16 protein-coding genes are annotated in these 17,956 nt (G+C 40.3%); 6 read left to right on the top strand and 10 right to left on the bottom strand.

Translation table 11 applies throughout. The features are described 5' to 3' along the window. Positions 1-28 precede the first annotated feature (28 nt). A complete protein-coding gene (locus tag CH377_RS10330) occupies positions 29-733 on the bottom strand; it encodes a leucine-rich repeat domain-containing protein (protein WP_100723865.1) in 705 nt (234 codons plus the stop codon). Between the two features lie 173 nt (positions 734-906). Between CH377_RS10330 and CH377_RS10325 the strand changes: the two genes are divergently transcribed. From CH377_RS10325 to CH377_RS10310, 4 genes are all read left to right on the top strand, one after another. Then, on the top strand, positions 907-1,305 hold the full coding sequence (locus CH377_RS10325; RefSeq protein WP_100723724.1) for a Fur family transcriptional regulator: 399 nt from the start codon (positions 907-909) through the stop codon (positions 1,303-1,305). Then, the gene (locus tag CH377_RS10320) at positions 1,302-2,888 is read left to right on the top strand and encodes a hypothetical protein (protein WP_100723723.1); all 1,587 of its coding nucleotides are present in this window, start codon (positions 1,302-1,304) and stop codon (positions 2,886-2,888) included. The genes CH377_RS10325 and CH377_RS10320 overlap by 4 nt, the downstream gene beginning before the upstream one ends. Continuing rightward, entirely contained in the window at positions 2,889-4,127 is a 1,239-nt protein-coding gene (locus CH377_RS10315; RefSeq protein ID WP_100723722.1) for an AZOBR_p60025 family cell surface glycopolymer formation protein, read from the top strand. Positions 4,128-4,433: 306 nt separating this feature from the next. After that, complete coding sequence (locus tag CH377_RS10310; protein ID WP_086445856.1) at positions 4,434-4,691, top strand: RNA recognition motif domain-containing protein; 258 nt, start codon at positions 4,434-4,436, stop codon at positions 4,689-4,691. Between the two features lie 37 nt (positions 4,692-4,728). Here the strand turns inward: CH377_RS10310 and CH377_RS10305 are convergent, their stop codons facing one another. From CH377_RS10305 to CH377_RS10260, 9 genes are all read right to left on the bottom strand, one after another. Next, complete coding sequence (locus CH377_RS10305) at positions 4,729-5,211, bottom strand: DUF4269 domain-containing protein (protein WP_100723721.1); 483 nt, start codon at positions 5,209-5,211, stop codon at positions 4,729-4,731. A gap of 17 nt (positions 5,212-5,228) precedes the next feature. Beyond that, entirely contained in the window at positions 5,229-5,582 is a 354-nt protein-coding gene (locus CH377_RS10300) for an LB_289 family protein (protein WP_100723720.1), read from the bottom strand. A gap of 291 nt (positions 5,583-5,873) precedes the next feature. Beyond that, a complete protein-coding gene (locus tag CH377_RS10290; protein ID WP_100723719.1) occupies positions 5,874-7,400 on the bottom strand; it encodes a S1C family serine protease in 1,527 nt (508 codons plus the stop codon). Positions 7,401-7,403: 3 nt separating this feature from the next. Continuing rightward, positions 7,404-8,864, bottom strand: coding sequence for a S1C family serine protease (locus CH377_RS10285; protein ID WP_100723718.1), 1,461 nt, complete (start codon positions 8,862-8,864; stop codon positions 7,404-7,406). Positions 8,865-8,871: 7 nt separating this feature from the next. Further along, positions 8,872-9,405, bottom strand: coding sequence for an adenine phosphoribosyltransferase (locus CH377_RS10280; protein WP_100710892.1), 534 nt, complete (start codon positions 9,403-9,405; stop codon positions 8,872-8,874). Positions 9,406-9,504: 99 nt separating this feature from the next. Continuing rightward, complete coding sequence (htpX, locus tag CH377_RS10275; protein WP_100723717.1) at positions 9,505-10,416, bottom strand: protease HtpX; 912 nt, start codon at positions 10,414-10,416, stop codon at positions 9,505-9,507. Between the two features lie 81 nt (positions 10,417-10,497). Continuing rightward, positions 10,498-12,105: a permease gene (locus CH377_RS10270; protein WP_100723716.1), complete on the bottom strand. Its 1,608-nt coding sequence runs from the start codon at positions 12,103-12,105 to the stop codon at positions 10,498-10,500. Next, positions 12,102-12,581, bottom strand: coding sequence for a ClpXP protease specificity-enhancing factor SspB (locus CH377_RS10265; RefSeq protein WP_100723864.1), 480 nt, complete (start codon positions 12,579-12,581; stop codon positions 12,102-12,104). The genes CH377_RS10270 and CH377_RS10265 overlap by 4 nt, the downstream gene beginning before the upstream one ends. After that, the gene (locus tag CH377_RS10260) at positions 12,574-14,460 is read right to left on the bottom strand and encodes a polysaccharide biosynthesis protein (protein ID WP_100723715.1); all 1,887 of its coding nucleotides are present in this window, start codon (positions 14,458-14,460) and stop codon (positions 12,574-12,576) included. Before CH377_RS10260 ends, CH377_RS10265 begins: the two co-directional genes overlap by 8 nt. 105 nt (positions 14,461-14,565) lie before the next feature. On the opposite strand from CH377_RS10260, the gene CH377_RS10255 reads away from it, so the two are divergent. Further along, positions 14,566-15,042, top strand: coding sequence for an STAS domain-containing protein (locus CH377_RS10255; protein ID WP_100723714.1), 477 nt, complete (start codon positions 14,566-14,568; stop codon positions 15,040-15,042). Between the two features lie 72 nt (positions 15,043-15,114). Then, positions 15,115-17,955 carry an adenylate/guanylate cyclase domain-containing protein gene (locus CH377_RS10250; RefSeq protein WP_100723713.1) on the top strand — a complete coding sequence of 947 codons (2,841 nt, stop codon included), beginning with the start codon at positions 15,115-15,117 and terminating at the stop codon, positions 17,953-17,955. Position 17,956: the final 1 nt, after the last annotated feature.

Here is a 17,956-nt window from a genome sequence, read left to right as displayed (position 1 = left end):
CGGGCTTCAGGAGCGAAGCGACTATAGATTAATCTAATCCATTCTCCGAATTCAAGATCCTACGCAGGCCAGGAATAATTTTTACATAGGGTTGGACTTTTCTAAAATCAGAAATTTCTTTCGCAGATACATCTGAACCATCCAGTTGTAAATGGATCAGATTTGTAAGACCGTATAGAGGACTTAAATCCTTTATTTGGGTACCACCCAGGTATAATTCCATTAGTTTTGAACAATTCTCTAAAGGCCTAAGATCTGTGATCTTAGTATGTTTTAGCTGCAAATGCCTCACACTGCAGCCCGGTCCCAAAAATCCCAAATTAGAAATTTTAGAATCGGTTAGTTCTATTCGAGTGAGCCTGTTCCAATACAAATAATTTTTCAGATCCTTGTCTGCGATTTCTGTTTGGTTCAACACCAAACTGTCCAACTTTGTAAAACGATTTAAAGGAGAAAGATCTTTTACAGAAGATCCAGATAGCTGAATATATCTAAGTTTAGGAAGATCAGGCAAACCTTCTAGAGACTTCACATCTTTAGAATTTAATTCTAGGATCTCTAATCTAGAGAATGGAGTCAGGTCTTCCCAAGTAGGATTATCTTCGAATCCCAACCATCGAATTTCTTTAGGATATTTACCTAAGATCTCACCTTCGGAATTTCTTACTGAGATAAGATGATTCGATTGAGAACAGGCGAATAAGAAAAAGAGGACTAGGAAAATTTTCCTCATTAGATCGAATCTATTTGGATTCAATAAAGAAGAAAACCAAAAATTCGAATTCAGAATTTCGAAAACACAATTCGGTTCGTATGTCGGGACTCCTACAAGCGTTTTAAAAGCGGATTTATCGGGTTGACATATGCTTCCTTTTTGGAGCAGGATAAGATTCGAAGCCGATCTGAATGGAAGAAGATAAAAAATCCGCCTCTCGAAACACCAAGCAAAAGGGCGAGATCTTGAGAGTCATCCGTGACGCGAAAGGTCCTCTTTCGGTAAAGGAAATCCACGATATCTCCAAAAAATCCATACAGAATATTGGGATCGCAACCGTTTATCGGTCAGTGAACCATTTGCTGGAATCAGGTTCGATCCACGAGATTCAATTGCCTGGGGAATCTTCACGTTTCGAGATCAGTCATCTGGATCATCACCACCATTTCCACTGTAAGGTTTGTGACCGCGTGTTTGATGTGGAGATCTGTCCTTTCCCTATGGAAAATCTGCCTAAGGGATTTACATTAGATTCTCATGAAATTATTTTATACGGCATTTGTTCCGAATGTAATACCTCCTCCAAATGAATCAAAAAAAACTAAAATTTAAAATACTATATTTAAGCATTCTATTTATCGCATTATTCTCCTTTATCGATCGTATCGTGCTGGAGAATTTACTTTTTGGATTTCCGAACGAGCTAGAATGGGATACTTCCCCTTGGTTCAACTTTTTGGAAAAAAGAAGAAGGATCGAATTCTCAGAAAACGAAAAAGGTACGCTGATTGTTGGAAGTAGTGTGGCGCTATATTCTTCTCTTCCTGAAAGAATGAATGAGAGACTAAAAGACAAATCAATTCGTACGGAATTTTATTCTCATCCTGCTTTGACACCTTCCGATTTTTATTTTTATAAGGAAGATATAGCTTCTAAAAAGCCCAAACTTGTATTTTTCGTTCTAAATCCGGCAGATCTTCAATTGGATTTCCTGATCACGGAAAAAGAAAGCGAAGCTAGACTCGCTCAATACAAACAAAATCTTCTCTATCAAGAAAAGTCCATCATTGGCTTTCAGAATTTAGAATATTCTGAAAAAGCATTGGATGATGTTTCTGCAAAAACAAGACACCAAAATAGGATGATCTATCCTGCCCAATATCTAAGAGAGAAGTATCAGGATATTTTGAAAACTGGCAAATCCGCGGTTTTATCCCTTCTTTCCAGATCTTTGTTCTTAGTGATCCGATATCGTAGTTTTTTATATGATCCGATGGATGCTTGGATAGAAAACCATCTCAGAAGTGGAAGATCCTACCATTATTACACTGGAATAATTCCAGAAGAAGGTATCTATCTAAGAGGATGGGCCAAACCTGAATTTTCAATCGATTGTGAATTGAAAAACGGGATTTTCGAACAGAGCGTGTTCTTCCAAGAGAAAGATACCAATTTAAAAATTTGGGGGGAAGGTAAACCGATCTTATTCGATAAAACTTTCCCTAAATCTGGCTGGCATACGATCAAATTCGCTGTTCCGGAAAAATCCGATCGAACTAAACTCAGAATTGCTTCCGATAAAAAGATCTCTTCTTTACAAGTGGATTCCAGGATTTTTGGAACAGAAGAAATTTATGGGATCCGACTTTCTCAAAACTTTTGCAGAAACGAGATCAGAAAACATATCTCTTATATTCGAATTCCAGGTTTAGATGATTCTAGACTTTCTAAAATGGATGATACTATTTATTCAAAGGATTATACGGAAAGGATCTACGGATACAAGGGAGAAAGTTCCAAAATGTCCAGGCTTGTCACTCTTAGAATGGCAAAGATCAAATTAGCTTCTTCTCCCAAATTTTTTACTTGGTCTGAATTGGAATATTTGAAAAAAGCAATTGAGTATTTAGAATCACAAGGAATTCAAGTGGTCCTGGTAAATTCTCCCGAAAATCCTATTGAGAGAGAAGTATATGAATCCAGTCCTTGGTACAAAGGATATATTTCCTATTTGGAAAATTTAGGAAAAACCAAATATCATTTTAAAAATGCAGTTTTTGATTTTGAAGATAAAAAATCCTTCTTGGATCCTCACCATTTGACCTATCAGGCTTCCGAAAAATCCTCAGATCTGTATGCTGATTGGATTTTAGAAACATTAACGGAAAAGTAGATGTTCCGATTCTTATCTAAATTTTTACCGAATGATAAGCTAAAAGCAGAGTGGATCAGTGTTTTAGGAAATCCTAAACTAGTTACCGTTTTTTTTATCGTTCTATATTCCTTTTCCTCATTTTGTGTGTGGAAAAAATACTCTTGGAGTCCAAGCTCCCAAGTAAATTTTGGAAAAGAATTTGCAGACCAAAACAAAGAACAAACTCCTCCAGGTGCGATTGTATTCTTAGGAGAGGAGGGGAACCTTGGTGCAGGTTATGACGGGCAGATCTTTTATTATTATTCTAGGATGTTGTCCGGTTTTAGTTTAGATTGGCCGAATGGTTTCGAGACTAGCTTTCGTGCACCTAGGATAGGGTATCCACTTTTAGTTTCCCCGTTCGGTTGGTTCGGGATGAATGCAACCATCATAGGGATGTACATTCTGAATTTAGGGATCTTCTATCTTTCTTATCTTGCGATCCGAGATTTATTGCCCGACTCTAAAAAATACCTAAGCGCGTTCTATCTAGTTTCTCCATTTGCTTTGGGGAGTTATATCTTACTTGTATCCGACACAGTGATGATGGGCCTAAGCGTGCTTGCATATTGGTCTTTTATCAGAAAAAGATTTATAACCTTCTCTTTACTCGCTGGCCTTGCGATACTCACGAAAGAACAGGCAATCTTTTTGTTTTTCCCATTGGGACTCAGTGCATTATTCCAAAAGGATCTAAAAAGGAGTATTTGGGTGGTTTCTTCTTTGATCCTACCTGCGGCCTGGAGTATCTATCTAAGGACCCAATTCCCGGATTGGACACCGGGAAGTTTGGGCCATTTTTTCGATCCATTCGGAGGGCTTTTAGGCTATTTCGGGGAACTCCAACAGGCCTTGGTTTCAGGAGATAGAAATCTTATCCTACTGATCAAAAAATTCTCCAGATTCCCTTTGGTACTTCTTCTTTTATCCGGAACCTATCTGTTATTTAGGGGCGATTGGAGGAAGGGATTGGTCTTTAGGTTAGGTTTTGGAATTCTTTTATTAACTACCTATGCGGGGGGTTATATTCTCTATTGGGCCACCTACGAGAATGTTTCCAGAATGTTCACATTCAGCCTTCCTTTATTAATTTTTTGGGAAAAAGAAGATGATACACTCCCTAGTGGAACATATTGGGCCCTAATAGGCATCATTCTAGTTTCGTTTTTAATAAAATTGGCATTCGTTTCCAAACCTTTGCGCCACTTGGTCTGGTGATCCGGCCCCTATCCATATTCCCGTTTTTTTGCAAACAAGTCGGTAAAAATTTTCTTAGACTTGATTCTTCTTATAAAAGAATTAGAATGGTCTTATTGTAGGTCCGCTGTTCAGAAATCCGCACGTGTCATTGTAATCAGATCGGTGAAATCCGAGCTTTGCTTCTCTTAGAAACCCTGCTATCCGCGATTTTACCATCATTCAAATCAATCCCGCTGTTCTTAAAGAGTGTCATGGTCTTATGGAAGGCGAATTGGTCTCCGTTTGCGAGTCGGAAGCTGCCTAAATTTTTTGTTCGAGGAAAGCATGCAGAATCGCAAACTCTTTGTAGGAAATCTTAATTACTCCGTTCGCCAGCAGGAAATCAGTGACCTGTTCGCAAACTACGGAGAAGTAGCATACGCGAAAGTAATTGAAGGTAAAGGATTCGGATTCGTGGAAATGGCTAGCGAGGAGCAAGCCGAAAACGCGAAGAACAGTCTAAACGGAACCGAGTTCAAAGGTAGAACTTTGAATATCGATATCGCGAAACCTCAGACTTTCAACAAACCAAGAAGACATTAAGATCTTTCTCGGGGAAGGAAACTTCCCCGAGTTTCTCCTACATATCTCCATATTCCAAAAGAGTAGAATATGGATCTCCTTCCAGACCTAAAAGTTCCGCAAACGCCGTTTCGGTGGTTTTCCCTTCTTTCTTTTTCTCCAATACGGATAGCCTAAAAGTTTCTCCTTTTTCTTTCAGGATCTTTTCTTCTATCACCATATGCAGATAGGAGATTTGCTCTCGGGGAAGAAGGTTTTGAGCCACGATCTCCACTTTTTCAGATCCTAATCGGAATCTACAAATGATAGAAGATACATTCCCCAAAACTTTTTCTGAAATTTGGAAATTTGGATAAGAAGAAAACGACTCTAAAACTTTTAGAATAGAAGGTCTTAACTCGCAGATAATATCGATGTCAGAGTGGGGAAGGTCCACACCGATTGGAATGGAACCAACGAACTCAGGAGAGAATTCGGAAAGGATTTCGAGAACTTTATGATCTTTTAGGAGTGAAGTACAATCCGAAAATCGGTTTGTCATTCAGGTAAAGTAGGCGATTAAACGCCTACTTCTTCCTCTGCGTCCTCGTTTTCTTCTTCAACGTTTAGAAGTTCCATGAGTTCTTTATAAGCCCTGTCTTTTTCTACAACGCCTGTTTTCTTGATCGCTTTTTTGAGAACATCGTCCCATTTTTTCTGGGGAAGGATCACTTGCATCTCTTCCAAAACTTCCAGAATATTGATATCGTCTTTTGTATTAAAGATCTCAGTCGCGTCATAACGGAATAGCCCGGAAAGCTGATCGATAAAATCTCCGACTCCGTTTCCGCCTCCGCGTTTATCTAGGGCCTCTTGTTTTTTTTGCGCTTTGCGGAGATCTCTTTCTCGTCTCTCCAATTCGGTCCGTTTCATAAGAACCCTCTCTTATCGGCTATACCTGCCATATTTTCGAAACCAGCTCACGGGCAAAGAAAAAACCCTAAAGAATTCTGGTAGAAAACCTCAAGTAAGCTGCCGATCTGGCGTAAGTTTAGGTTCGATTCGCAAAAATCCCCTTTTAAAAACGGGGGAGTTCCGTAGAACCACTCCAAACTTTCATTCCTATAGAATTAGACCGGGACTAAATGAAAATTCTTTCCGCAAGACTGCAGTTTTGCGGCCTTTTTTGTACGAACGTTTGTAAAAAAAGAAGAAGGAGTCTTTTTAACGAGGACCCATTGAGGACTTAGGGATCCTATATTCTTTTTGGATCCTTTGGTTAGCAGCGCTCAGACTTTCTTTATCCAAAACAACATCAGTCCCATCATCTAATAAAATCGTAATATATCTGGATTTGGATGATTTTACTTCATTAGAAATATCTTGGATGGATTGAACAGGCTTACCGTTTACTTGATCCACTAATCTTCCGGAAACTTCATGATAACCTTGGTTGGATTCATCCGGAATCACTTGGGAAAGTAATACAAATTTACCTTCTTTTTTGTCCCCTGTAGAAAACTTATGATAATCGAAAGTGTATAGAAGTTTACGATCTACTTTAGATCTCCAATCTTTTCCCCATTCTAGTAAATAACCTTCCGAAAGTTCTACGAATAGAAAACCACCGTCGAAATAATATTCGGATTTAGATCCAAGATTTCTATGAGGGATACGGATAGAAGAATAAGGAAATGGTTTTAAGGTAAGTTGGACTTCTTCCTCTTTGCCGGATCTGATAATTTTAACGGGGATTTGTTTTCCGATTTGGTAACCGAATTCATCTCCTAAATGAGCGATATAAGATAAAACCTGTTTACCGTACTTTGGATGATGGAAATATCCTTTTGAGTCTATCTTCTTGCCGCCGAACTCAAGGATTACATCACCTATCTTTAATATTCCGTCTGCGGAACTATCAGGTAAAATTTCAGCTACCAAGATCCCTTGATCTTTTGTTTTCAGGGAATAATAATCCTTAGTGGCCTTGTCCATGATAGGCCTATATCTAAAGCCCTTAAAAGGGATCTCGGTTTTACCAAAATTTCCCAAAAATTTGCTGATCAAAAAGGAAGGAATTGCTCTACCAGAGTTCTTATCTCCGGAGAAGTCGAAAAGTATTCCACTTACTTTTCCTTTTTCTAATAGAACTTCTCCATTCCCATTTAATGTTTCGGTGGAGTTCACATCCAATACAGGAAGTTCTACCATTCCCTGCGGATATTGGTCCAGGTCCATACTGATTAAAGCGCCTGAAGCGGACTGGATAGAACCGGAATTGTCCAATTGGTAGATGGAAACCTGCCTAGGATAGTTTACTTCTTTTTGGAATTCAAAGGGTGTTAGATCTTTGAAGAAATTCTCTTCTTCAATTTTTAGAAGTGCTAGATCGGATTCCGAATCTTGTCTTGAAACAGTTGCCTTTGTTTCCGCATATGAGGAATGTTTTTTAACTTCTATTAATGTGGAGTGGGTGAGTAGATGTGCAGGTAATAAGATCTTTTCTCCGGGCACTACGATCCCGACACCTCTTCTTACCTTTGGATTTTTCTTTTTCCAAGGGTTAAAATAATCAGGTTCTTGGTAAGAGATCTTTACTTGAACTATACTCTTTTTGTATTCTTCTTCAACCTTTGCCTGGGATGCGATCCCGTTCAATTCTGCTTTTGGAGAAGGTTTCGGTTTTTTCGCGGATAATCCGGAGTTAAAAACACAAATACTTATAATGACTAGAAAGATCTTGGATTTCACGTATTACTCCAAACCGTAGGTGCTTTTGATCTGGGAATCCGCTTTTTGGGCTTCCTCTCTATCCAAGATCAACGGAAGATCTATATTCAAAAATTTTAATTTCAAGAATTTGGATTTGGATTCTCCAATTATCCTCTTTAGGTCGGTGAGGCTATTGATCGGTTCTCCGTTTACTGATTCCAAGACCAGGTTCAGGAAATAATCGGAAGAAGAATTTACCGGATGGGCCAATTTTCTGTATAGGACCACATCTGCTTTTTTAGTCCTGCCTATCCCATCTTCTATAAAATAATCGTATCTGTATAAAAACTGGCTGCCACCGGAAGTGCTTCCACTTCTACTCCAAGCACCCAGAAGATCTCTGGTCATCTCTTGGAATAATAATCCACCGATCATGGAATAATCGAAAGGATTATCATATCGATTTCTCATAAAATCGAAATCAGGCATTCTTTTGGCTTTAAATTCGACATCGATCAGTTTGCCGTTACGGAATACCTTGAATCGGATCGGTTCCCCGGAATATTTATCATCTACAGTTTCCGTAAAATCCACTCGGGCGTCTTTATCGAGGGTGATTGTACCGTTTCTTCCGATTGAGAGACCATCTATCTCTGTCAGATAATCTCCTTCTTTCAGATATCCATCGGCAGAACCGTTAGGAAGAATTCTAGTTACGAATACACCTTCTAAACCTTCCGGAATACCTTTTGCTTTTCTAAGAGAAGTATTAAAAGAATTGAATGTTCCGATCCCAAGTTCCACATATCCGTCGTATTTTCCGTCTTCTATATCTTTCAGAAAATGACGGATTACTTTAGTAGGGATGAGATAACCGATATTCTCCCCTTTGGTAGCGACCTGGAAAGCGACCCCAACCACCTTATTGTTTTGGATCGCAGGTCCACCGGAGTTTCCCGGGTTGATCGCAGCGTCTACTTGCAAAACTAAATGGCTGTCTACGGAAGAATGTTCGTATTTGGATTGTTCTTTTCTGGAAACGATCCCTCTAGTTACGGAGACCTTATTTCCTCCGATCGGATATCCTACTACGATAAGAGAAGAATTCAGTTCCGGAATTTCTCCGAGACTTAAATCGGTCGAATCCTTATAAAATTCCGGATCTTCCGCTTCAAGAACCGCTAAGTCGCAGTCATGTGCAACATGTAGAATCTTGACCCTATACCATTCCGTCTGATTATATCTCTGTACCTGAACGTACTTTGCATTCGAGATTACATGAGCATTTGTTAATATTCTTTTGTTTCCGATCAGGAACCCGGTCCCTGAGCTTGCACGGACTCCATCAGTCGCCCACGGAGTGAATGCGCTGAATGCTTGGGAATAAACTTTGATCTGCACGACTGCTTTTCGCACATGATCAAAATCACTTTTTTCTTCAGAGAAAAGTGGAAAATGAAGAGAGAATACTAGTACAATCAGACCGGATTTCAGGATCTGCATGAGATTCTTAATGTCCTTCGAATTCGCAGATTGAGAATACGTTTACACCTAGATCTTTACTTAATTTTGTTGCTCCGCCAAGATCAGGAAGGTCGATAATGACTCCCACTTCAGGAACTTCTGCGCCTAACTTTTGTAATAACTGAACTGCTGCGATCATTGTTCCACCAGTTGCGATCAGATCATCCATAAGTAGAATTCTATCTCCAGGGACCACAGAATCCTTATGGATCTCGATTACGTCTTTTCCATATTCTAGATCATACTCTTGGGAAACTGTTTCAGAAGGAAGTTTTCCTTTTTTACGGATCGGAATGAATCCGACTCCTAGTTGGAATGCGAGAGGTGCACCTATGATAAAACCTCTTGCTTCGATTCCGGCAACTTTAGTGATTCCTTTACCTGTGTACCGGTCCACGAAAGTGCCTATGGTAAGAGCTAATCCTTCCGGATCTAATAATAGGGAAGTGATGTCTCTGAATAGGATTCCTTTGCGGGGATAATCCGGGATCGTGCGAATTTTGCTTTTAACTATGGACATGGGCTCGAAGTCCAATTCCATTTTCCGGAAAGGAACTAACAATTCTTTTTTCAATGGGTAATGGGAGCGGCCTCCAGAAAAGAAGGCCGCGAATTTAGGTTAGTATGCTTTTGCTCTAAGAGCAGCAATTCTTTCTTCTAGAGGAGGGTGGGTTGCAAATAAGGAAGCAAGTCCTCCCGCTCTATTTGAAATTTTCAAAGCGGCGATGGTTTCCCCTCTTTGATCGATCGGATCTCTATTGAAAGCGACTTTTAATCTTTCTAAAGCGGAGATCATGCTGGATCTTCCCGCCAATTTTGCTCCGCCCGCGTCAGCGCGGAACTCTCTGGCTCTGGAAACGTAAGCTACAACTATGGAACCCAGAAGTCCGAAAACTACCATAAGCAATTGTCTGATCATGAACTCCATGAAGAATCCACCGCTGGATCCTCTATCATCATTACGATTCAATTGAGAAACGATCACCTTACTTACAATCCAAGAGAAGAAGATCACGAATGAGTTGATCACTCCTTGCACCAAAGTCATGGTTACCATGTCTCCGTTGGCTACGTGAGAAAGTTCGTGTCCTAAAACTCCGTCCAATTCTTCGCTATCCATTCCGTTCAAAAGTCCGGTGGAAACAGCGACTAATGCGCTACTTCTGCTAGGACCTGTAGCGAATGCGTTGATCTCAGGAGATTCGTAATAACCGACTTCCGGCATAGGTAGTCCCGCTGCCTGGGCCAATCTTTGCACTCTAGTTAAAAGATCTCTTTGCCATCCGGATGCGTTTCTAGGATCGATCACTTGGACTCCCATGGAGGCCTTTACCATAAACTTGGAAAGCAGCAAAGAAATGAATGCGCCTCCCATACCCCAGATCGCAGCGAATAAAAGGGTAGTAGCGTAAGGTACTCCGGACTTAGCTAAATAAACATCTAGTCCGGTAAGTCTGAGTATTAATCCGATCGTGAAAATTACCGCGATATTGGTAAGCGCGAATAATCCAAATCTACGAAAAAGCGCCATAGGCGAACAGTTCTCCTTTTTAGAAGTTTTTTAGGCCTCGGTAACTCCGTGCCCGCCGGTCTCCTAAATTCCGGTAAATAGTTAGACCGCTCTAGGTTCCTTCTTTAAGAAAGAAGCGAGAAGAAAAAGTCCCGCAAGTAATAAATATGCCCAAACAAATGGACCCAGGTTTAGCTGAAAAGAGTTCAAAATTGCGTTTCCAGCCAAGGAATAAGAATGTATAAATCCTGTTCCAGCAAGGAGTGCGCCGATCAAGCTGGCGATAATTGCCTTCTTAAAATCTCTATCGATTACAAATGTTGCGATCGCTGCCCAAACCATGGAAGAAAGTAAAAATCCCTGGGATAAACTCAAAAGCCCACCGAGAGAATAAGGGAAAATTGGCTGATCTAACGGTACTGTAGAAAGCCAGATATTTTGGGTTTTAGAAGCTGCCTCTGTTCCTTCTATCGCTTTTGCAAGAATTGGAGCTGCATAATTGAATGCACTTTGGATCATCAAAACTCCCCAGCCCGCAAGTGCAGGAAGAAGCCCAAGTACAACTGCTGGTGCATGTCTAGTAGGTGTAGCTTCGAATGCCTGTGCACCGATTACGATACCGATCCAAAGTACGATCGCCATTCCTGCTTCGACCGGAATCAGTGCACAAACAAAACTGACTAATCCGAAGAACGCAATTAATGTCATGAAAATTCCGTTTAAGCTGGAGTAACCGGATCTTGCACCGAGAGCCTTCCAACCTGGATGACCGATATAAATTGTAGTCGGGAAAGGAGATCCAAATAAAGAACCGACGATCGTTCCAACACCGTTCATCATAAGAGAATTTCTGGTATTGTATTTATCTCCGGCGGCTTCCGCAGATTCTATGTTTTGTAAGGAACCGATTACGTTAAAAATTCCCATAGGCAAGATCACGGATAAATATTCTCTGATACCAATTTGGTTCCAAGCTTCGAATAGATCTCCTCCGCTCCATACTGGGAAATTAAATCCAAAGTCGATAGAGGAGTGTAATGCGGCTCCATCCATCATTTGTTTTCCAGTGAGATGAGGAAGATACCAAGCAAGCAAGGTCCCTACGATAACTGAGATGAGCCCGCCTGGGATCTTAAATGGAAAAACAACTCTTCCGAAATATTGTAGAAGTATAATTCCGAATGGAACAAATGCAACAAGCGGGTTTAAGAATGTTCGGACCAAAAAGTCCATGGAGATAAATGTAAGTGCAATTCCTGCGAGCGCAGAGAGGAGTGCGGCTCTTGGAGTTGCCTTGCGGATCTTCTCCGCAACAAATGCTCCAAAAAATTCGATCAAACCAGAGACGAAACTTGCAAGAAGCCCTATAGACCAAGCAGCTTTATAACTGTTCGTTTTTTGGTAAACTGGGAACATTACAAAAAAGACGAATGCGAATAAGGAAACAGTATTGATTCCGTAAGGTAATGCGGTTACATCACTTCTGTTTTCAGAGATTGATAGTTGTCTTGCTTGCCAAGCGTAGAATAAATTTCCAACTAAGAGGGAAATTGCAGCTCCAGGGATCACTACTCTGAATACGAAATCCTGAGGCATTCCACAGAATCCGATACATAAAGCTACCAGAACCAAAATTTGGATCAGGTTATCAATCATCAGTCCGAAAAATCCGTCCAGATCTCCGGCAACAAACCATTTGTATTTGCTCATTTCTTTGTTTTACTCCCGAAGTCTACTTGGATTACATTATCTTTTCGTTTTGAAGTACCAGATTCAGGATCGGAAACTTCTTCTTTGGTTTCTGCCGGAGTCAAGTTCTCTTTTTTAGGAGGAATATCCGGTTTACCTAAATAAATTCTCATTTGAGTAACTGTTTGTTGGGACTTGTCGAAATATCTGAAGATTCCGTCCCAAGGAAGAAAGACTTGTTCCCAGGTATAGCCGAACTGTAGTTCTGCGTAGACCCATTCTTCTTCTATTTTAATGTCCCTTGCTGCGCGGGGTCCTATCACTAGGATGATACCTGATTCAGGTTCTTCTCCCACGAGTCCTCTTTTTCCGATTTTCAAATCAGGATGAGGCATTACGTGTACATAGAAGGTGCCGAACCTTTCCCAGTACACTGAAAAGAGTTGTTTTTTGAATTCTCGAAGTGCCTGTATGTCTTCTAAATTCGGACTATCCATCATTTTTCAACTTACGCGAGGTTTCCTCGCTGATATATTCTTTATGTATTTTATACTCAGGCACGAGCGTCTTAAAAGAAGAGAATATCTCATCTTCTCGATCCGATTTTGCTGCTTCTAATAAAGAGTTAAATCTGGCCTGGAAGCTGCTAGGATCTCCTTCCTCTAAAGGGGCTGCAATCCTGATTTTAGGATGATGTGTTTTTTTGATCCCTTCTAGATCTAACAGCAGTTCTTCGAATAGTTTTTCTCCCGGTCTTAAACCTGTGAATACAATTGGAATATCTGTATAAGGCCTGAATCCAGAAAGCCGGATCATGTCTTCTGCAAGATTTAGGATCCGGATCGGTTCTCCCATATCTAAGAGAAAAATTTCTTCCTTCTCCCCCATAGCTGCGGCTTGTAAAACCAATTGTGTTGCTTCCGGGATTGTCATAAAATAACGGATAATATCAGGATGGGTTACCGTAACTGGACCACCATTGCTGATCTGTTCCCTGAATCTAGGAATGACCGAACCGCTGGAGCCTAATACGTTACCAAATCTTACTGTAATAAATTTTGTTTTGGTCCCTTGAGAGATCGCTTGCAGATACAACTCAGCAACTCTCTTGGAAGCACCCATTATGTTTACTGGATTGACTGCCTTGTCTGTGGAAATTAAAACAAAACGTTCGGTCCCATAAATTCTAGAAATATCCGCTAAGTTTTTGGTCCCTAGTACATTATTTAAAACTGCTTCGGACGGATTGATCTCCATCATGGGTACATGTTTGTAAGCTGCGGAATGAAATACCACTTGGGGACGATCGGTTTCAAAAACGGAGCCTATCCTCAATGGATTTTTAATATCTGCGATCACCGCTCTGAATTGGATCCCACTGTCTTTAAAAACTTTTCTGAGTTCGTAATCGATCTCGTACAAAGGAGTTTCTGCGGAATCGAGTAGGATCATTTTTGCTGGATGAAATACTGCAACTTGTCTGCATAATTCGCTTCCGATAGAGCCGCCTGCGCCGGTGATAAGCACAGTTTTACCGGCAATATAAGAACGGATAGATTCTATCTCTAGATCTACTACTGGACGACCTAGAACGTCTTCGACCCGGATCTCTCTTAATTGTTGCACTTTAGGCGGATCAAAAAAAAGAGAGCCCAAAGAAGGAAGGATCTTAAAATCCACATTTTCGGATTCGAAACTTTTGATAAGTTTACCTATCTGTTTTCCGTCCGGATTGCTGAATGCAATAAGTACCTTTTTGATTTCCAGAGAACGGATTAAAGATTCTGCCTGGTCGATTTTTCCGAGTACCGGTACACCTTGGATATGTGCTCCAATCTTGGATTCATCATCGTCCAAGAGGCCCAAGGGGAGAAGGTTCAGATCATTATGCCTTCTTAACTCGGTAAGAAGTGTAGCTCCCGTTTTTCCGGCGCCTAGGATGAGTGTAGGAATTCCATCGCCTTGTTTTTTGCGCAGAATGTACTGATCTCTCACTAGTCTCCAAGAAAGGCTGCGAATACACAAAAATCCCAAAAGAAGAAGTGTATCTATTACGGGTATCATTCTGGAAAGATGTTCGAATCCGTTGTAAAATAAGAGTGCGGTATTCGAGATCAGTGAAGAAAGAATGGTGGTCTTGATAATTTCCACTAAGTCGTGGATAGAAGCATAAGCCCAAATCGATCTATAAATATTCGAAAATAGAAATACTAGAGAACGACAGACCACTACGATTAAAAGTGGAATGAAAAAGTCGTTAGGTTCCTGTAGAAATACAGTGGATTCGAAACGAATCAGGTGGGCTAAAAAATAGGAGAGGATCATGAAGCTTAAATCCAAAGGGAAAAGAAGGCTTCGACGATTCCATTGACCCATTAAGTAAAAAAAATGTCGCTGGTGAGGAAAAGTCCAATCTTTTTGAGTTTTTTAGGTTGCTTAAAAACCCGATCTGATTCGAAACTTTAAAGGGCTTTTATTCTAGTGAAAGAATTGATCGTCAATTTACAAGGCAAACTGGATTCTTTACTCGGAAACACTTTCCGAGAAAAAACGGATCCTTTACTCCGAGGCGAGCCTCATAAAATTCTACTGGATGCCAGAGACCTGCAAGTCTGGGATGAGAGCGGTTTACTTTCTCTCAAAAATTCTTCTCTCACTCATTTAAGTTCCCAATATGCTGCCTGCGGATTGTCCGAAAGTCTGATGGGAGATTGGAACCGACTTGGGCTACGAGAAAAAATCCCTTATTTCAAAACTAGAGAAGAAGCAAAATATTATCTAGTCTCCGGTCAAAATTTAGATCGGAATTTTGAACCTAACGAAAGCACTACGGCCTGTCCCGCTTGCCTCCAGATTTTGAGAGTGCAGGGAAAAGGAAATTATCGTTGTCCGTCCTGCGACCATACCTTCTACCTGACCGCAGACTATAGAACGGCTAGTTACGAAAAATTATTCTAATCCATTCGGAAATAAATTTCCAAATTTTATAGGCTTGCCAGAAAAAATTCGGACTGGTGCTGTTACTATTATATGGGTACACAGACTTCTGACAAGCGTGGTTTCGGGCAAAAAATCCTAGATCTTACTCTAGTTCTTCCGAGACTATTTTATTCGGGGATACGAGCAAAACTCGCATGGTTTACCGGAAGTCTGATTGTTCTGACAATTCTAATACTTTCCATTATTTATGTAAGGCAACAAACCGAGATTCTCACGGATAGTTATGATAGGGAAGCCGCTATTTCCAGAAAATATATCTCTTCTCTCGTTCTGGAGTTGGACAATATTTCCCAAAGTTTAATCCGGATCGAAGAATTTAGGGACAGAGTCAGCAAACAAACAGAAGCATTAAAAAAATATAAAACGACCAAGACTGTAGTCCAAGAGAAGAAGGTTTCCTTTTTCGGGATCAAGACTAGTCTATTCGGTGCCTTAGGGAAAAATACGGTCCGTAAAACTTTGGATACGTATTATTCCGCTTATCTCTCTAAAGACGATATACAAGTTTTAGAAAAGAATATCCGTGTCCAGCTTCAGCACGGCGGAGAAGAAGTAGTCAGCGATAAAGAATTTGCGCGCCTCCAAGCAATGGCTAAAAAATTCGTATTTGCGGATAGAGAGGCGGGGCTTATTAGAAAACGTCTAGGCGAATTAAAAGAAAATCAAGAAAAACCGGATCATACGGAAATCTCCGCCGCCGAAGAAGAACTACGTAAAAAATTAATTTTAGCACGAAAGCTTAGATCTGATTTAGATGAGAATATAGTCTCCATACTTGCAGATTCCAAAAAAAGAAAGATTAAAGAATTAGGATTGGATACAGGCAGATTTAGGATCCAAACATTTCCTGTTTCAGGTATCATTCCGGGAGAAGCTTCCGAGCCTACATTAGATACTAAAATTTTCGATTCAGAATCTTCTTTAAACCAAGCACCAATGGAAGAAAATTTGGAAGAAGGTTTAAAATCTGCACTCAGTTCTCTTTTAGAAGGAGCTGGAGTTTTAGGAGAAATTCGTCCTACTTCTTTCCAACAAAATGGATTGGAACTACAGGCTTTATATTCTCCTCATTTTAGAAATCCGGCTTCTACGGAAAGAGCCAAACTTTTAGAATCTAGAAGAAATACACTTGGACCTTGGACAAATTATTTAAGAGAAGAACAAGACATTTTAACAGAAATTTCTAAAATCCCTCCAATCTTAGAGACTAGACTCAAGGAATTAAAGGAGAAAAAACCTCCTATTCCTCCGTTTAAAGACAAAGAATTTAAGAAACAATATACACAATACGCTGCCTTAGTCCGTAAAAGAAATTTATTATATGCAACTTATCTTCGGAACAATCCTCCTAAAGAAGAGGAAGAACTGGAAGTGGAATCTTTTGGTTTTATTAGAGATTCCGCTTTAGAAGATCAGATCTTACTCAGATTTAGACCGGATGGTTCCGATTATGGGAAATCTGTTCAATCGGAAGAAGGAAAAGAAACTTTCCACAAACGTTGGAATTCCGTCAGAGAGTGGATCTATTCTGGAGAAAGTGAAACTCCTACTGCAAAATTAAAAGCTCAATTTCCGGATGGGATCATTGGAAACAGTAGAACGGAAGCTGAACAGATCCTTTGGAAATTAGACTCAACACCTTTAATTTCAGAAGTTTCGGAAGATCTTCCTACAGTTGTGTTGGCTTCCAATTTTTCAGGAGTGATCCGAACCGTAGTAGATAGAACGGAAGGTTTGGAATCCATTCGCCGTAATAGAGACAGGGCAGTAATTTCCGCATTAGGGATTTGTGGATTTTCCATTTTCTTAGCCGTGTTTATCTCGGGTTTCGTGGTCACGAAGATCAAACGTTTGATCAGAAACGCGGAACAAGTAGGAAAAGGAAATCTAAACGTAGAATTCGAACAGGGTGGAAGCGACGAATTCGGAAATCTTTCCGTCGCACTCAACCAAATGGTGACCGGTCTTAGAGAAAGAGAGAAGATCAAAGGTATCCTTGGAAGTATGATCGATCCAGTGGTGATCGGAGAGGCAATGAAGGATCTTGCCGCCCTCAAAAGAGGTACTGAAAAAAGGGTAACAGCATTCTTCTCAGATGTAGCAGGATTTTCTAATATTAGCGAAAAGTTAAGTTCTGTAGAATTATCCGAACTTCTGAACGAATATCTTTCCGCAATGACTTTGATTTTAAAAGATCACGACGGAGTTTTGGATAAGTATATTGGGGATGCAATCGTAGGTATTTTTAATGCACCCGTAGATGTAGAAGGCCACTGCTTGAAAGCAACTCGTGCTTCCATCAAGATGTTGGACAAACTGGAAGAATTACGATCCGGTTGGAAGAAGGGCCAAAAATATATTCCTGACGCAAGAGATATGCAGATTCGGATCGGTTTGAATACCGGACTTGCCAAAGTCGGATTTATGGGAACGGATGCTCTCGCGTCTTATACGATGATGGGAGATACAGTAAACCTAGCGGCTCGTTTGGAAGCTGCAGGTAAAGATTATGGAGTTTCCATTTTGGTTTCCGATTCAGTTCATTCCGAAATTAAAGATTCTATTTTTACCAGAAAACTAGATCTAGTTCGAGTAAAAGGTAAAAATGAGCCGGTAATCTTATATGAAGCGATCTCAGAATTGAAAGGTGTCGCCTCTGCCAAAAAAGAGATCATCGGTTTATATGAAGAAGGTTTAACATTATACTTGGATCGTAAATGGGAAGCTGCCACTAAGAAGTTTAAGGAATCCGAAAAAGCAAAAGGTAAGGACGATAAAGCAGTCCAGTTACTTGTAGAAAGATGTAATGAGTATAAAAAAACTCCACCTCCAACTTCTTGGGACGGAGTTTATACTAGAGATCATAAGTAAT

The sequence above is a fragment of the Leptospira haakeii genome, assembly GCF_002812045.1.
In the GTDB taxonomy this organism is placed as follows: Bacteria; Spirochaetota; Leptospiria; order Leptospirales; family Leptospiraceae; genus Leptospira_B; species Leptospira_B haakeii.
This window is presented reverse-complemented; position numbering and strand designations above follow the sequence as displayed.

Bases quoted from the DNA above. Each gene is read 5' to 3' on its own strand.
- CH377_RS10310 (WP_086445856.1), top strand. From the start codon at position 4,434: ATGCAGAATCGCAAACTCTTTGTAGGAAATCTTAATTACTCCGTTCGC.
- CH377_RS10305 (WP_100723721.1), bottom strand. From the start codon at position 5,211: ATGACAAACCGATTTTCGGATTGTACTTCACTCCTAAAAGATCATAAA.
- CH377_RS10250 (WP_100723713.1), top strand. From the start codon at position 15,115: ATGGGTACACAGACTTCTGACAAGCGTGGTTTCGGGCAAAAAATCCTA.
- CH377_RS10300 (WP_100723720.1), bottom strand. From the start codon at position 5,582: ATGAAACGGACCGAATTGGAGAGACGAGAAAGAGATCTCCGCAAAGCG.
- CH377_RS10270 (WP_100723716.1), bottom strand. From the start codon at position 12,105: ATGAGCAAATACAAATGGTTTGTTGCCGGAGATCTGGACGGATTTTTC.
- CH377_RS10320 (WP_100723723.1), top strand. From the start codon at position 1,302: ATGAATCAAAAAAAACTAAAATTTAAAATACTATATTTAAGCATTCTA.
- CH377_RS10285 (WP_100723718.1), bottom strand. From the start codon at position 8,864: ATGCAGATCCTGAAATCCGGTCTGATTGTACTAGTATTCTCTCTTCAT.
- htpX (WP_100723717.1), bottom strand. From the start codon at position 10,416: ATGGCGCTTTTTCGTAGATTTGGATTATTCGCGCTTACCAATATCGCG.
- CH377_RS10260 (WP_100723715.1), bottom strand. From the start codon at position 14,460: ATGGGTCAATGGAATCGTCGAAGCCTTCTTTTCCCTTTGGATTTAAGC.
- CH377_RS10315 (WP_100723722.1), top strand. From the start codon at position 2,889: ATGTTCCGATTCTTATCTAAATTTTTACCGAATGATAAGCTAAAAGCA.
- CH377_RS10265 (WP_100723864.1), bottom strand. From the start codon at position 12,581: ATGGATAGTCCGAATTTAGAAGACATACAGGCACTTCGAGAATTCAAA.
- CH377_RS10330 (WP_100723865.1), bottom strand. From the start codon at position 733: ATGAGGAAAATTTTCCTAGTCCTCTTTTTCTTATTCGCCTGTTCTCAA.
- CH377_RS10325 (WP_100723724.1), top strand. From the start codon at position 907: ATGGAAGAAGATAAAAAATCCGCCTCTCGAAACACCAAGCAAAAGGGC.
- CH377_RS10280 (WP_100710892.1), bottom strand. From the start codon at position 9,405: ATGTCCATAGTTAAAAGCAAAATTCGCACGATCCCGGATTATCCCCGC.